Here is a 14,694-nt window from a genome sequence, read left to right as displayed (position 1 = left end):
ATCACACTCACGCACAGCGTTCACTGCGATACAGCCTTCGCCTCCGGCATGACCAATCTGCCATCGGGTGCCGCCCTACGACTGCGTCGGCCCGTACGTACATGAACGACCGCACCAGCCGCCGCTGACCCACGATCACCGCGGTGATCCGGCCGTCCACAGGCGACCCGCCGCTGGGACCGGTGCTTCATGAGTCCTCCGAACCCCCGCTGTGACGAGCCGCCCAACGAAGCCGCACGTTCTCCTCGCGCTCCGACTCGTCGAGGCGCTGCGCCAGCTCTGCCAGGCGCCGTTCGAGCTTCGGGATCCAGCGCAGTTGGAGGGCTCGCTGTTGCTGGCGGGTGAGCGCCAGTTCGGCCGCCACCAGCGCGACGGCGCGTCGGGCGGCCGCGAGCCGGACCGCCGCGGCGAGCGCCGTACGGTGCGCTCGCATGGCGAAGACCAGGGCTGAACCTCCTACCACTGCAGGCTCGGGCCCGAACTCGACCTCCGCGCTGGTCGGATGCCGCACGCCCATGGTCACGTCGTACCCGACGACGACCTCAGTAGTTGCTCCCGGTCCCGAGTCGAGCAATGCCCGCTGACCGTCCAGAGAACTGCTGCGGCGCAGCCACATCGTCGCCACCTGATCTGCCTGCTCGAAGGCTTCTCCGGCTCGTCCGGCGGCCAGTTCGAGCCGCTCGCACTCGGCCGCCAGAGCGCGCTGCTTGCGGTCCAGCAGCTCGACCGCCCGCCGGGCTGTCGCGAGCCGGCCCGTCAGGGCCAGCCGGCCGGCACGTCCCGTCGTCGGTCCGGTCATCCCGCGCCATCCGGAAGGTGCTCGGCCAGCATCGCGCCGGACACCATGGTCAGCTCACGACGAGGCAGTACGGAGACCGCGCGCCAGAGCCGATCCAGCGTGTCGTCGAGCCCACGAGACTCGTTCGGGCGCTGCCGGAGCAACGAATCCTCCAGCGCCGTCGCATAGGCGAGGTATCCGCGATCGGTGTCGCTCAGCGCACCGGCACCGATCAGATCCGCCAGTTCGGCGGCCTGCCGGGCTCGGGCCAGCGCCGCGATCGCCTGGGCGGCGATCTCGAGGTGATCGTCCCGGGTCCGTCCGGGGCCGGCACCGTGGCGCATCAGGCGGGACAACGAGCCCAGTACGTCGAGCGGCGGGTACAGACCGCGGGCATTCAGATCCGCCGCCAGTACGACCTGGCCCTCCGTGATGTACCCGGTCAGATCCGGCACCGGATGCGTGATGTCGCCGGCCGGCATCGTGAGCACCGGCATGATCGTCACGGATCCAGGTCGCCCGCGGATCCGGCCGCACCGCTCGTACAACGACGCCAGATCGCTGTACAGATACCCCGGGTACGCCCGCCGGGCAGGGATCTCCTGGCGTGCTGCCGCGACCTCGCGGACCGCTTCGCAGTAGCTGGTCATGTCACACATGACGACCAGGACATGGCTGCCTTCGACGAAGGCCAGATGCTCGGCGACGGTGAGTGCGATCCGTGGCGTCAGCAGTCGCTCGATCACCGGGTCGTTCGCACTGTTCAGCACCATGACGAGCTCACCCGCGGCCGCCCGCTCCTCCAGTGCCGCACGGACGAAGTCGATGTCGGCGTGCGGCAGCCCCATCGCTGCGAAGACCACCACGAACGGATCGCCCCCGACCGCGGCCTGGGCCGCGACCTGCGTCGCGAGCTCGAGGTGTGGCAGTCCCGGCACGGAGAAGATCGGCAGCTTCTGCCCGCGAACGACCGTGGTCAGCGCATCGATGCCGGACACCCCCGTGAGCACGGGTTCCCGCGGTGATTCGCGCTCGACCGGATTGAGCGGCCACCCGTTCACCGCGGCCAGTGCCGCGCCGAGGATCGGAGGCCCTCCGTCGAGCGGTTCGCCCCGGCCGTCGCAGGTCCGGCCGAGCCAGCCCTGCCCGAGCGGAATCCGGAAGGGGCTGCCGCTGAAACGGACCCGGACCGCACCCGGACGCAGACCGACCGTCCCTTCCAGCACCTGCAGTACGGCGAGATCGTCAGCGATCTCCAGGACCACACCGTGCCGCTCGGTGCCGTTGTCGACACCGTCATCGATCCTGACCACGGCGGACTCGTCCCACCCCACACCACGGACCCCACTCACCACCAGCAGCGATCCGTGCAGCGACCGAACCGCGCCGTACTCGACCTGCGCGCTCATGCCAACGCCTCCAACGCGGCCATCAGCGCCGTCCGGCGACCGTCCAGGTCAGCCGGCGCCGGTGCTTCCTCGCGCGCCCGGATCAGTGGCCCCCAGTCGAACTCCTCCAGTTCGGCCGCGGCCACTCCGCGGTCGATCAACGTCATACAACGGTCGATGACGTCGAGAACGCATTGCAGCAAGGCGGATCCACGGTCGGCCGAACAACTCGCATCGATCGGGCTCAGCGCACTCTGGGCCAGGACAGCGTCTCTGAGCAGCCGGCCGCCGAGGATCGTCATCCGTTCCCGCCCGGGCAGTGTCCTGGTACCGACGATCTCAGCGAGTTCGGCGAGTCGCGCGGCCTCGGCCAGGACCTGCATCGCCCGGGCTCGTCGCGAAGTCCAGCCCTGGTTGCCATGACCGGCCTGCCACGCACCCACGGCGGCGGCGTCGTGGGAGTACGACGCCGACCAACTGACGGCGGGGTAGTGCCGGGAGTAGGCAAGATCACGGTCCAGCGACCAGACACCGCGGACGAAGCGCTGAGTCGCGGTCGTGACCGGTTCCGTCAGGTCCCCGCCGGGCGGGGAAACCGCACCGACCACCGTGACCGCCGCGACCAGGCCACCCTCGGTATGCACCCGGCCTGCCCGCTCGTAGAAGGCGGCAAGCGACGACGACAGATCGGCCGGATAGCCCTCCTCGGCAGGCAACGCCCCCGTGCGCGAGGCGAACTCCCGCAGCGCCTCCGCCCACCGCGACGTCGAATCGGCCACCACGACGACGTGATAGCCCATGTCCCGGTAGTACTCCGCGACGGTGATCGCAGTGAAGACACTCGCCTCGCGCGCCATCATCGGCATGTTGGAGGTGTTCGCGAGAATCACTGTGCGGTCGATCATGCGGCCGCCGGTGCGGGGATCGGCGAGCTCGGCCAACTCACCGAGCACGTCGGCCATCTCGTTGCCTCGCTCACCACAGCCCACATAAACGATCACGTCGGCGTCGCACCACTTCGTGATTTGCTGGAGGAGCACGGTCTTGCCGGTGCCGAAGCCGCCCGGCACGGCGGTGGCCGACCCCGCACCGATCGGGAACATCAGATCCAGTACCCGCTGACCGGTGTGCAACGGGACCAGCGTCTCCTCGCGGGCCGCGAACGGCCTGGCCTGCCGAACCGGCCACTGCTCGAACAATCCGACCTCGACGTCGCCGACGCGGGCAACCGCGTCGTCGTTGCGGACCTTGCCCGCCGCCGCGACGAACCGCAGTTCGCCACGCACCCCGGGTGGCACCAGGACGCGATGTTCAACCGCACCCGCCCCGCTCACCACACCGAACACGGCGCCCGGTCCGAGCGCGCACCCCGGCTCCGCAGCAGGCTCGAAGTGCCAGCCGTCGGCCGCCGAGGCGTCCGGCTCAAGGGTCTGTGGCGACAACCATGTCGGAGCAGTCGACAGCGGACGCAGCAGTCCGTCGAAGACCCGCCCGAGCAGGCCCGGCCCGAGGCGCGCCGACAAGGGGCGCTCGGTCCGGCGAACCACGTCACCGACCGTCAGGCCGCCGGTGTACTCGAAGGCCTGCAGGGTGACCGTCGCACCGTCGATCGCCACCACCTCGGCCGGGATCCGGCGTTCGCCGAGCTCGAGCACCTCGTACATCGAGGCCCCCGGTACGTCGTTCGCCTCGACCAGTGGACCGTTGACCCGGCGGATCCGGCCGGTTGCCGTCAGGGCGTCCACAGGTCGGCCATCTCCGCCCCGGATCGGTTCAGTGCGCGATCGGCCAGCGTCGGCAGGCTCAGGTCGAGTCGCTCGGACCTCGCCGACGCCAGCACCCCTCCCGCAGACGCCTCGCCGACCGTGGCGGCCGGGCCGAGCTGGGTCCGGGCCCGGTTGGCCAGTCGCCGACGGAGTACGTCGTACTCGGGGTGATCGACCAGCGCCGCCGCGGCCGCCCGGCACCGGCGGCGCAGCTCGTCGTACAGTTCACGCTGCACCGACAGCACCGCCTGCCGCGCCTCCCGCCGGCGCTGCCTCATCCGCGTCGCGAGGACCGCCGTCGCGTCGTCCTCCCCCGCTCTGCGGGCGGCAGCGACGAGCTCATCGGCCGTACGACGTGCTTCGTCGAGCAACGCGTCTCGCTGCAAGTCCGCATCACGCGCCACGGTGGCTGCATCGGCGCGCGCCGTCAACAGCAACCCTCGCCGCACCGGTTCGAGCGCCGTGTCAGCAGGCGGCGGCAACCGGCTCACGACGGCAGCACCACCGTGAGCACGGTCGCAGACTCCAGCGAACCTGGGTCCAAGGCCTCCGCCGCGGCGGGAGTGAGCAGGACGATGCCGATCTCCGCGGGCAGCTCGTGCCACAGCCGCCGTACCTCGGCCTCCGTAGTTGCCGGCAGCAACCGTGCGCCCGCCAGACCGTAGCCCGCCGTGCGCACCGGCTCGCCCAGCACCCCGACCCGGGTCATCGCGCCTGCCCCACCAGGATGATGGCGACGATCAGCCCATAGATCGCGATCCCCTCGGCCAGGCCGACCACGACCATCGCGCGACCGAACAGCTCCGGCCGTTCGCTCATCGCGGCCAGTGCGGCGGCACCGGTGTAGGCGACCGCGACCCCTGCCCCGATGGCCGATCCGGCCATCGCGATCGACGCACCGATCAACGCGGACCCGTTGGTCGCGGCAGCCTGGGTGGCGGCGGCCGTCGCCGCGGGCCGACCGGCCGCGAAGCCCCCGTCGGCGGTCACAATGGCGATCAGCACGGCGACAGCCACGCTCAGCAGCGCGACGTTCAGCACGGCCAGCAGGATCGCCGCCCGGGGATGCCGCCGAAGGAACTCCCTCACGATGTCACCTCCAGATCGTCCGCGGGCAATCGCCACGGCCGGAACGGACGCCCGTCCACGTCGAAGACGCGGGAGAACAGTTCGTAGTACTCGAGTCGAAGAGCCTGTATGCCGGCCACCAGCGCCTCCAGCGCGAACGCGACGCCGGTGCCCACGACCAGCACGAGACCCGCGCCGACGCGTCCCGACGCAGAGCCGGTCTGCCACAACGCCACGGATCCTGCCCAGACGATCGCGCCGAGCGCCGCGTGCGTGAGGCCGAACGCGGCCAGCCGGGCGAAGGAGACGACGTTCGAGCTGAGCCGGACGACGACGTCGAACAGTTCCACCGCGGCCTGCGCGACACCAGCGCCGCCACCGCCCGCGGCGGTCAGGAGTCCGATGAAGGTGAGCGCCAGGCCGGCGACCGCGATCACAACGGCCCCGATCAGCACCCCGGCGTTGTCGAAGTAGACACCGCCGACCACGCCACCCAAGGCGAGGAAGAGCAATGCTCCGGCGATCCCGGTCCGGGCGTAGAGCGCGAAACCCCATCCGCCTTCGCGGAAGCGGTTGACGATGCCCAGCGCGTACGCGCCGGCCAGCAGGATCGCGCCGACTCCGATCGCGGTCAGCAGCAGCGGGACGATGTCGTCGACCGGAGACAGCCAGACGACCGGTACCAACCCGGTCGGTCCGAACATCTCGCCGTACAGCACACCGAAGAAGATGCTGGCGGCACCGGCGCCGGCCACGAACGGCCAGGCCGGCCGGACCTTGGCGAGCCGGGCGAAGCGGCCGCTGCGGAGGATCGCGGCGCCGAGGAGCAGGAGCAGGCCGTGACCGACGTCGCCGAACATCATCCCGAACATCACCACGTAGGCGAGTCCGGCCACCAGCGCCGGGTCGACATCGGCGTACGGGACCGTGGTGTAGGTCCGCACGAGCACCTCGAACGACTGCCCGCGGCCCTGCTGCCGCAGCAACGTCGGCGGCTGGACGCCGGGGGGCGACGGAAGTGGTACGGCGGCGCCGCCGACGGGCGCCAGGACCTGACTCACCTGCGGCAGTGCCGCCGCGGGAGCCCAGCCCAGTAGCGCTGTCACCGGTCCGTGATCGACCGCCTGTGCGGAGCGCCGCCGCAGTTCCAGTTCACGTGCCGACCACTCAGGCCGGCGGTCCGCGACGACGGCGGTCTCGATGTCGGAGGGAACCGGATCCAGCTCGACGACGCCGGTCGAGCTCAGGCGGTCGAGCAACTCGCGCAGATGCTCGATCTGTACGACCATCGCGATCCGCTGCATCCGTACCGGACGGACGGCGTCACGCCACGACACCGAGCACCTCCCCCGGACCGGTGCCGTTCGACGCGTCACCGAGCGCGACTCGCACCCGCCAGCCGTCGACGGCCAGGACCGCCACGGCCCCGACGAACGGGTCCGTCCCAGGCGTCCCGTGCCGTAGGAGGCGGAAGCCGTCCGACTCGATCCGGGCGGTCAGACCGGCTTCGGCCCGCCAGAGACCGGCCGGTTCGCCGACCCCGTCGAGGATCCACCGACCTGCCACCGGAACCGCAGCTCGGAGGCTGTCCACGGATCGTGCCCGCACCCAGTCCGAGCCGATCAGCGGAGCCGCCGCCGCTACCATCCGGCCGGTCGGCCCGCTAGTTGTCGCCAGCATTTGCTTGGCGACCAGGAGGACCGCCGCACCTGTCGCCCACTCGACCGCGGCCGGGGCCTCGGTCGCGACCATGCGTAGCCAGCGCAGCAACAGGACGTCGTGCAGGGCCTCCGGGGACGCGTCGCCGGGATCGCCCCACGGCGAGGCCGCCAGAGCAGCGCGAAGGCCCGGTCCTGACGTCGTCGCCCCGATTCTCGGCCAGGACATGGCCAGGCTGCCGAGCTCGTAGTACATCCTGCGCGGCCCAGGCTCGGCCAACGCCCGAGCGTGCGTGACGATGTTGGCCAGCTCGTACCGGCCGGCGAGTACCCGGGCCAGGCCGACCGCCGAGCTGGGAAGCCAGCCGGACAGCACCCGCAACTGCCACAACTCCGCGGCCTCGACGAGCCACTCGGCGTCCGCCAGGCTCGTTCCGGGCCGGGCCGCCCGGGCGTACGCCGTACCGCTGAGCCGCCCGAGGGCGTCAGCGAGGCCAGGGGCGAGTGCGAGCTCGCGGGCCGCGCCCGCCCCGACGCGGCGGCGGGCCATGGCCTTCACCCGAACGGTCGCCGCCACCCAGCCCGCGCTCACAGGTCGGCTCCAGCCTCAGCCCGAAGCCGATCCAGCACAAGGTCCACCAGCCCGTCCATCCGCTGCCTCGCACTGACCCTGAGACGAGTGACTTCCGCTGTCGCCGTAGCCAGCGTTTGCTCCACTGCGGCGTCGCCACGGGCTGTCACCGCAGCGGCGGCCTCCGCCTGCTCGCCGACCGCCCGGGCCCGCGCGTCTGCCACCAGTCCGGCAGCGTCGACCTGCGCGGCGACGACCGTCTCAGCCGCTCGTTGTGTCACGCGTGTACGCAGTTCGTCGCACTCGGCGATTACACCGTCGAGCGCCTCGAACACCGCGACGAGCTCGGCCGGAACCCCACCGCGACCATCGACCGGTACGCCGACCGGCCCGGCGCCTCCTGGTGTGCCCACAGGGCGGAAGCGGTGCAGACGATCCAGCAGCGTACTCACCGGAACCCCCTCCCGGCCACCCGAACGGTGCACACACCTTCATCGTGACCCCACGGTCCCGCCCACCCCAGGGCCCAAGGTCCTGTCCGGCCGGACAACCGACCTACCGCCTCCCGGCGGCCGCGGCGAGCGACGTCTGGCCGGATCGAGTCGACGTCCCACACGTCGGCTCCCGTGCTGCCGGTTCTGCAGCCGTTCTTCGTACTCCTTGCGCATCAGGTCGCCGCCGCTGCTGCGCCATGTCTTCACCAGGGTGTCGAGCGCGGTGTGCCGGCGGGATCAGCCGGTGTACGGCAACAGCTCTCGAGCCATCAGCCCTTGGCTCCGAAGACCCGGCGAATCTGCTCGAGGTGTCCGTGGCGATGCAGGGTGTCCGGCTCCAAGTAGCTGCCCTCGGTCCACTCGTTCCACGCGTTGATGGTGACGAGCGGAACGTTGGTCTCGTCAACGAATGCGCGAACCTGTTCCAGCGCGCGGCCGAACTCCTCCGGCGTCGCGTCGGAGATGATGTTCGTGTGCGGGTAGCCGAACGCGGGGTTGAGCTTGTCGGACTGCACAGTGCGCGGTGACGAGTCCCAGCCGACCGTGATGTTCGGGTAGTACGGCTGGTCGTACTCGGCGGCGTACCGCTTCCAACCGTCCGCGGCCTGCTCGCGCATGTCGGCGTACGGCGTGAGCAGGGTCGGCATCGGGTGGTGGTGCACCCAGACGTACGACGCGACGCTGTCGAAGCCGAGGCGGCTGATCAAGGTCGGGCCGTCGAACGCGATGCCGTCGGCCGGAAGCACTTGCCGCTCCCGGATGACGGCGTTCAGGTGGATGTCGGGGAACCCCGCCCGCGCGGCACGTTCGCGCAGACCGTCGAGCGAGGCCTTGGCCTCGTCGACGCCGCCGAGCCCGTCGATGAGGGTCGCCAGCTCGTAGATCGACAGGTACGGGGCGCCGTCGATCCGCAGGTACGCCGGATGCCCGAAGTACCGCTCGATGATGTAGTCGGTGGCTGCTTCGAACTGCTCAGCGTCGACAGTGCCGGACTCCAGGTGGGTCGCCGGCGTGGCGGACTTCCACGGATGGATGTTGCTCCAGTGATGGTTGGCCCACATGACAGCGAACTTCATGTCGTGCGCCGCCGCGTTCGGCATGAACGCCGCCTCGAGCGGGCGCTCGAGGTACGGGCGGCCGCTGTACCAGTACCAGTCGAAGAGGAACGCGTCGACACCGTGCTCGGTCGCCATCGCGATCTTGCCCGCCATCACCTCCGGATCCGCCTCGTCCAGGTAGCCGTCCAGCGGAACGCGCGGCTGCAGATGCCCCTCGAACCGGGACTCGGCGCGCTTCACCAGCTCCCATTCGGTCCACCCTTCGCCGTGCCACTGTTCGTTGCGCGGGTCAACGTGGAAGTTGGGGAAGTAGTACGCCGCGATCGCGACGTCGCGTTGGGACATAGGTGCACTCCTCGTCGGGAATCAGCGGATCTCGTGCTCTGTCAGAGTTGCTGACGATGTGATGTTATTGACGGCCGAGAGATCGCACCTTCGCTCAGATTGAGGGAAAGTAGGACAGAAGTGGCCAGCAGCCGCAACAAGCCTCGCTACGAGCGGGCCGCCGTGTTCAATCCGGACGGCCTCCCGGTGTGGGCGGACCGGCATCGGATGCCGGCGGACGTCGCGGCGCACGACCACGACTTCTTCGAGATCGCGCTCGTCACCCAGGGCCGCGGAGTCCACATCGCGGCCGACGGGGACCACCCGATCGGGCCCGGTAGCGTCATCGTCGTACCGCCGAGCCAGTGGCACGGGTACGCGCAGTGCGAGGACCTCGTGGTCTTCGACAGCTTCGTCGCACCCGAGCTGATCGACGGGACGTTGTCGTTCCTCGACGCCGAGCTGCCGCTGATGCAGACCGTACACAAGTCGAGCCTCCCGTTGCCACAACGCGTCGAGCTGGGCCGGTACGACATGAGCCTCGCGATCGCCGAGCTGCACAGCATCAGCAACACGACCCACGCACGGCGTTCCCGCATCGAGCTCGTCGGCCACCTGCTGATCTATCTCGACATCCTGAACCGCTCCTGGTCGCCAGAGCAGGCGATCCATCGCCGGTCGATCGCCCCGCCGCACCCGGCGGTGTCCCGCGCCGCCCAGCTGATGGACGACGATCCCGGCCGGTCCTGGACGCTGGCACAGCTCGCCGCCGCCACCACCACCGAACGGACCCACCTCGTCCGCCTGTTCCAGCGCGAGCTCGGCGCTCCCCCGATCGCGTACCTCAATCGGCTGCGAGCGCAGGCGGCCGCCCGAATTCTGGTGCAGACCGACGAACCGGTCGCTCAGATCGGCGCCCGCGTCGGTTGGGAGGACGCGGGGTACTTCGCCCGTCGGTTCAAGAACGCTTACGGCCTCAGCCCGTCCGCCTACCGCAACCGGGCCCGCACCGGCGAGGCCCGCTACCACAGCTCCGCCGAAGCCCAGCCGGCGCTTCCGGTGAGTGGCGCCCGCTTCAACGCGCAGGTCGTCGACTGACCGACGCCGGCGCGATCAGTGCCGTTCAACTTCGTCCAACAAACCGTCAACCGGAGCGAAGGCGCATCCGGCAATGGCACGCAATGATGAGCGAGCAGTGTAGGTAACCGTCCAGCGTCGGTACGGCAAGAAAGTACATGCAGACGTTCAGATTGGCTATCCCACGCGACGCAGGCACCGCGGCAGAGTGCATGGCATGGTCGATGTCTGTGTGTATGGCGGCACCCCCGCGGGCTGTGTCGCGGCGATGACCGCGCATCAGGAAGGTGCGTCCGTCGTCATGATCGAGCCGGGCCGATGGCTCGGCGGGATGCTCAGCGCGGGGATCAAACCCCGGCAGGACTGCCCGATTCCGGCCGCGGTCGGCGGCCTGACGAAGGACGCTGTCTTCGGCTTCGGCGAGCACCCGCACGACGTACTGCGTGCCTTCCATCAATGGATCGCCGATGCGGGGATCGAGGTGTACTTCGAGCGCCGCGTCCGCTCCGTCACCCGCGAAGGTCACCGCATCACGGCGGTGCACCTGGAGACCTCGACTCCCGACGAGTGGGGTGTCCCACTGCCGGCCGGCGGGTCGGTGCCGGACATCGACGTACGGGCGGAGGTTTTCATCGACGCGTCGTACGAAGGTGACCTCATGGCGTTGGCCGGGGTCCCCTACCGCATCGGGCGCGAGTCGCGGGACGAGTTCGGCGAAGAAATCGCAGGTGTCCAGCCGGTGACCAACTGGACGTCGATCGATCCATACGTCGTCCCCGGAGACAGCACCAGTGGTCTGCTGCCCCTGCTCGACGCGGATCACGGCCGCCCTCGCGGCGCGGCGGACGAGTACGCCCAGGCCTACAACTTCCGTTTCTATGTGACGACCGACGCCGCGTCGCGCAAGGAGATCACTCCGCCCGACGACTACTCGCCTGCTGACTACGAGCTGGTACGGCGGTACGTCACCCACCTCGGCGCCGACCTCGACGCGCTCCGCGGGATCTTCCCCGGCTGGCTCAACTCGGGTGAGTACAACTACCAGCGGGGCTCCCTGATCACCAACGCCCCGGTCGGTGTGAGTCGCGAGTACCAGGACGGCGATTGGGACACCCGTTCGCGAGTCTGGCGTGACCACATCGACTACCTGCGCGGCCTCCACCACTTCCTGTCGACGGATCCCGCCGTACCCGCGGACTTCCGCGCCGAGACCGCGGCGTACGGAATGGACGCGAGTGTCTTCCCCGACACCGACGGGTGGCCACCGCAGCTGTACGTCCGGGTTTCACGCCGGCTCGACGGCGAATACACCGTCACCCATGCAGACGTCGCCAACCTGGCCGAACCAGCCGACAGCATCGGACTGGCGTTGTTCGGAGTCGACGTCTATCCGGTACGACGAATCGCACACCGCGACCCCGCCACCGGGCAGGTCGGCGTGGCGACCGAGGGCGACATGTTCATCGGCGGCCATCTCGGAACCGGCCGTCCCTATCCGATCCCCTACCGGGCCATCACGCCGAAGCCCACCGACTGCGGCAACCTGCTGGTCCCGGTCTGCCTCTCCGCCACCCACATCGGGTACGCCGCGACGCGGATGGAGCCCGTGTTCTGTGTGCTGGCCGAGTCCGCGGCCGTCGCCGCGGTGCAATCACTCCGGGCGCGAACCGACGTACAAGACATCGACATCCCAACCTTGCGGGCCAGACTCACCGAGCGCGGCCAGGTCCTCGCGTGGAAACCCGGCAACCCCGAGGAGTCCCAATGACCGCCTATCAGAGAGACTGGATGATGATCGACCTGGACCGCACGGCCTTTGGCGTCAACTACGTACCGCGGCAGCAGTGGTGGAATGCGTGGCTCGACTTCGACGAGCGTTCGATCGCCGAGGACCTCGCCGCGATCGCCGTGCTCGGCTGCGATCACGTCCGCATCCAGTGCATCTGGCCGGTCTTCCAGCCGTTCCCGACCACGGTCTCGGCGACCGCCATGTCCCGGCTGTCCATCCTGCTGGATCGTGCGGAGGAAGTCGGTCTCGATGTCTGGGTCACGGTGCTCAACGGCTTCCTCTCCGGGTGGGTGTTCCGTCCGCCGTGGCTCACCGGGAAGAACCTCTTCACCGACCCTGTGGCGGTCACAGGCGCCAGTACCTTGATCACCGCGATCACCGAGCTGGTTGGTGAGCACCCGGCGGGCGCCGGCATCGATCTCGGAAACGAGCCGAACATGCTGGTCGGGTTCGAGACCGAGACGATCACCACGGCAGACCTGGACGCCTGGGCGCGAACGCTGATCGCCGCTGCGCACTCTGCCGCGCCCGGGCTGCCGGTCGTGCTCGGAGCAGACCACCAGCCATGGACCACGTCGCAGACCGGTTTCAGTCCGGCGCTGCTCGCCAACGAGCCGGACATCACCACAGTCCACGCCTGGCCGTACTTCAGCGGCTTCCTCGGCCACTTCGGTGAGGACAACGACCTCGCCTGGTCGATCGGCTCGTACCTCGCCCACGTCGCCGCCGCACACCAGGCGACACCGAGACCGATCTGGGTGCAGGAGATCGGCGTGGCCCCCGAGTGGGTCACCGGCGTCAGTGTCGAGGACGCCACCGAACGACTGCTCCGCCACGCCGTGTCGGCCCCTGGCGTCACCGCCCTGTCCTGGTGGGCCTCGCACGACATCCGCCCCGAGTACGGCGGGTTCGCGGACCTCGAGTACGGCCTCGGGCTCCTCGACATCGACAACCACGTCAAACCCGCCGGCCACCGCTTCGCGGAGGTCGTCGCCGACCTCAGACAGGTCCCCGCACGCCGGCTGCTTGGTTCGAAGACCGTCGTACTGCGACAAGGCCGCGTCCCCGACCTCGAGTTCGCCACCGAATGGTCCCGCGCGTGGGAAGACGGACAACCTCCACGAATCGCCCTGGAGGTCAGTGCCACGCCGGCAAGTGCTGCTGAATCGACGTCGCCAAGTTGATGGCAACCTTGTCGTGAGCGGCGACGGTCGGATGCGGACCATCGGTCGTCTCCGTCGCGGTGTCCGTGATGTTTCGCTGAACCGCGCCACCATCCACCCGGTACAGCAGCCGGCAAGCACCTTCGAGCGTCAGCGAAATAGCCGTCCCGGTGAAGTCCAGTTCCAGCCCACTCTGGTAATACCCGTAGATGTCCCCGTTCGCCTGCTCCTGCCAGCGACCCTGGGACCGGATATTCCGGTCATTCATCGGCACCAGACGCTTACTGGGGATCCCAGCAGCCTCGGCCGCGCTCGACGCCCCCAAGACAATCCCGCCCGCCGCGATCGACGTGGCTTTGAGAAGCGCCCTCCGACCGATCCCGTTTCTCTGCTCAGCTTCCATTCCACGGACGGTACCGACCGGAATCACACCAGTCCTTGGACTGCGTTGCTCGATCAGCGGACAATATTTCCGGACGGGCTCAAATGTCGACCCGGCTGATGGAGACCGTGCCGTCGGGGTCCAGGTTGTTGAAGAGGACTGCTGATCCATCCGGCGCGAAGATCGGGTGCGGGTGGGCCGGATGGCGAGTCGCGAGTGTGCGGGCGAGCGGCGTCGTGCGACCGTCACGGAGATCGACCAGCAGTACGTCGGAAGTGTTTCCACCGTCCCACCCTGTCCCCGGCTGATCGGCCGGGCCGGTCGTGTCGACGACGGCCAGCGTCCCGTCCCGGCTGATATCGCAGTGCCAGAATCGGTCGCCGCGCGAGAGCAGCCGTCCCGCGGGTTCGTCAGGCGAGGTCCAGTACAGCCCTCGTCGCTCGCCCGGACTGATGCCATAGGCAACGACGACCGCGCCGACCGCGTGGTGCGCCCAACGCTCATGTCCGAAAAACAGGTCCTCAGGTTGCGTGAGCACACAGCCACCTGCGGGCAGCTCCGTCCCGTGCCGCGCCCAGACCCGATCCGGAACAGAGTCTGCCGTCCCTTCGTGCGAGAAACCGATCCACCCTTCGTCGGCAGGGCAGTAGTGCGCATGATTCGCCCACCACGTGCGGTCATGCAGTTCCTCGACAGCACCCGTCGCGAGATCGACCTCGAGCAACCGGAACGATCCCGGCCACTCCTCCGAGATGAGCGCTCGATCACCCGCGGCATTGATGCTGACGAGGGCCTGCAGGGTACATCCGTACGGCGCGCGGTACACGGTCTCAGGTGTGCTGGCCTCATCAGCGAGATCAACGAGGTGCAGAGCGTTCGCCCAGACCCCAACCAGCCGCTCGGCTGACCGCGCGACGTCGAACCAGACGGTTCCCTCGCCGTCGTGCTGGCCGAGCACCGTACAGATCTCGCGTACGTCGTGGCTCCGCGGGTCCCGCCACGGCACACTCGCGATCCCGAACGCGAGCCGCTCGGGATCCCAGCGCACGGTCGCCAGTCGATCGCCACCCGCGTGAAACCCGTTGGCGTGCGGGTAAGTCAAGTGCGCGCCTACCGCTACCTTCGCCAGTTCAGTCACATCCGCCCTCCATCGGTCGTCCCGCGGGGCAGTGTCGCCC

General features: G+C 69.3%; 15 protein-coding genes. 3 read left to right on the top strand and 12 right to left on the bottom strand.

What is annotated here, in order from left to right:
- Positions 1 to 187 precede the first annotated feature (187 nt).
- The 10 genes from ACWGID_RS09135 to ACWGID_RS09090 all read right to left on the bottom strand — a co-directional run bounded on the left by ACWGID_RS09135 (position 188) and on the right by ACWGID_RS09090 (position 9,126).
- The gene (locus tag ACWGID_RS09135) at positions 188 to 799 is read right to left on the bottom strand and encodes a V-type ATP synthase subunit D (RefSeq protein WP_452195878.1); all 612 of its coding nucleotides are present in this window, start codon (positions 797 to 799) and stop codon (positions 188 to 190) included.
- Positions 796 to 2,187, bottom strand: coding sequence for a V-type ATP synthase subunit B (locus tag ACWGID_RS09130; protein WP_452195877.1), 1,392 nt, complete (start codon positions 2,185 to 2,187; stop codon positions 796 to 798). Before ACWGID_RS09130 ends, ACWGID_RS09135 begins: the two co-directional genes overlap by 4 nt.
- Positions 2,184 to 3,911, bottom strand: coding sequence for a V-type ATP synthase subunit A (locus ACWGID_RS09125; RefSeq protein WP_452195876.1), 1,728 nt, complete (start codon positions 3,909 to 3,911; stop codon positions 2,184 to 2,186). Before ACWGID_RS09125 ends, ACWGID_RS09130 begins: the two co-directional genes overlap by 4 nt.
- Positions 3,899 to 4,423 (bottom strand): hypothetical protein, encoded by a 525-nt coding sequence (locus ACWGID_RS09120; RefSeq protein ID WP_452195875.1) that lies wholly within the window; start codon positions 4,421 to 4,423, stop codon positions 3,899 to 3,901. The genes ACWGID_RS09125 and ACWGID_RS09120 overlap by 13 nt, the downstream gene beginning before the upstream one ends.
- Complete coding sequence (locus ACWGID_RS09115; RefSeq protein ID WP_452195874.1) at positions 4,420 to 4,641, bottom strand: hypothetical protein; 222 nt, start codon at positions 4,639 to 4,641, stop codon at positions 4,420 to 4,422. Before ACWGID_RS09115 ends, ACWGID_RS09120 begins: the two co-directional genes overlap by 4 nt.
- Positions 4,638 to 5,021, bottom strand: a complete 384-nt coding sequence (locus tag ACWGID_RS09110; protein WP_452195873.1) for an ATP synthase subunit C — start codon at positions 5,019 to 5,021, stop codon at positions 4,638 to 4,640. Before ACWGID_RS09110 ends, ACWGID_RS09115 begins: the two co-directional genes overlap by 4 nt.
- Positions 5,018 to 6,337: a V-type ATPase 116kDa subunit family protein gene (locus ACWGID_RS09105; RefSeq protein ID WP_452195872.1), complete on the bottom strand. Its 1,320-nt coding sequence runs from the start codon at positions 6,335 to 6,337 to the stop codon at positions 5,018 to 5,020. Before ACWGID_RS09105 ends, ACWGID_RS09110 begins: the two co-directional genes overlap by 4 nt.
- Positions 6,324 to 7,250 (bottom strand): hypothetical protein, encoded by a 927-nt coding sequence (locus ACWGID_RS09100; protein ID WP_452195871.1) that lies wholly within the window; start codon positions 7,248 to 7,250, stop codon positions 6,324 to 6,326. The genes ACWGID_RS09105 and ACWGID_RS09100 overlap by 14 nt, the downstream gene beginning before the upstream one ends.
- Positions 7,247 to 7,681, bottom strand: a complete 435-nt coding sequence (locus tag ACWGID_RS09095) for a hypothetical protein (protein WP_452195870.1) — start codon at positions 7,679 to 7,681, stop codon at positions 7,247 to 7,249. The genes ACWGID_RS09100 and ACWGID_RS09095 overlap by 4 nt, the downstream gene beginning before the upstream one ends.
- Positions 7,682 to 7,992: 311 nt before the next feature.
- Positions 7,993 to 9,126 (bottom strand): glycosyltransferase WbsX family protein, encoded by a 1,134-nt coding sequence (locus tag ACWGID_RS09090; protein ID WP_452195869.1) that lies wholly within the window; start codon positions 9,124 to 9,126, stop codon positions 7,993 to 7,995.
- A gap of 120 nt (positions 9,127 to 9,246) precedes the next feature.
- Between ACWGID_RS09090 and ACWGID_RS09085 the strand changes: the two genes are divergently transcribed.
- From ACWGID_RS09085 to ACWGID_RS09075, 3 genes are all read left to right on the top strand, one after another.
- Positions 9,247 to 10,203, top strand: a complete 957-nt coding sequence (locus ACWGID_RS09085) for a helix-turn-helix domain-containing protein (protein WP_452195868.1) — start codon at positions 9,247 to 9,249, stop codon at positions 10,201 to 10,203.
- 196 nt (positions 10,204 to 10,399) lie between these two features.
- Positions 10,400 to 11,950, top strand: coding sequence for an FAD-dependent oxidoreductase (locus ACWGID_RS09080; protein WP_452195867.1), 1,551 nt, complete (start codon positions 10,400 to 10,402; stop codon positions 11,948 to 11,950).
- Positions 11,947 to 13,155: a glycoside hydrolase 5 family protein gene (locus ACWGID_RS09075; protein ID WP_452195866.1), complete on the top strand. Its 1,209-nt coding sequence runs from the start codon at positions 11,947 to 11,949 to the stop codon at positions 13,153 to 13,155. The genes ACWGID_RS09080 and ACWGID_RS09075 overlap by 4 nt, the downstream gene beginning before the upstream one ends.
- Here the strand turns inward: ACWGID_RS09075 and ACWGID_RS09070 are convergent.
- Both ACWGID_RS09070 and ACWGID_RS09065 read right to left on the bottom strand, forming a co-directional pair.
- Entirely contained in the window at positions 13,109 to 13,537 is a 429-nt protein-coding gene (locus ACWGID_RS09070) for a hypothetical protein (protein WP_452195865.1), read from the bottom strand. The two genes, ACWGID_RS09075 and ACWGID_RS09070, sit on opposite strands and share 47 nt — an antisense overlap.
- Positions 13,538 to 13,616: 79 nt before the next feature.
- Entirely contained in the window at positions 13,617 to 14,654 is a 1,038-nt protein-coding gene (locus tag ACWGID_RS09065) for an oligogalacturonate lyase family protein (RefSeq protein WP_452195864.1), read from the bottom strand.
- Positions 14,655 to 14,694: the final 40 nt, after the last annotated feature.

Source organism: Kribbella sp. NPDC054772 (assembly GCF_053611945.1).
The sequence above is the reverse complement of the archived record's forward strand: the minus strand, read 5'-3'. Positions and strand labels throughout refer to the sequence as shown.

Bases quoted from the DNA above. Each gene is read 5' to 3' on its own strand.
- ACWGID_RS09070 (WP_452195865.1), bottom strand. From the start codon at position 13,537: ATGGAAGCTGAGCAGAGAAACGGGATCGGTCGGAGGGCGCTTCTCAAA.
- ACWGID_RS09135 (WP_452195878.1), bottom strand. From the start codon at position 799: ATGACCGGACCGACGACGGGACGTGCCGGCCGGCTGGCCCTGACGGGC.
- ACWGID_RS09090 (WP_452195869.1), bottom strand. From the start codon at position 9,126: ATGTCCCAACGCGACGTCGCGATCGCGGCGTACTACTTCCCCAACTTC.
- ACWGID_RS09080 (WP_452195867.1), top strand. From the start codon at position 10,400: ATGGTCGATGTCTGTGTGTATGGCGGCACCCCCGCGGGCTGTGTCGCG.
- ACWGID_RS09130 (WP_452195877.1), bottom strand. From the start codon at position 2,187: ATGAGCGCGCAGGTCGAGTACGGCGCGGTTCGGTCGCTGCACGGATCG.
- ACWGID_RS09115 (WP_452195874.1), bottom strand. From the start codon at position 4,641: ATGACCCGGGTCGGGGTGCTGGGCGAGCCGGTGCGCACGGCGGGCTAC.
- ACWGID_RS09075 (WP_452195866.1), top strand. From the start codon at position 11,947: ATGACCGCCTATCAGAGAGACTGGATGATGATCGACCTGGACCGCACG.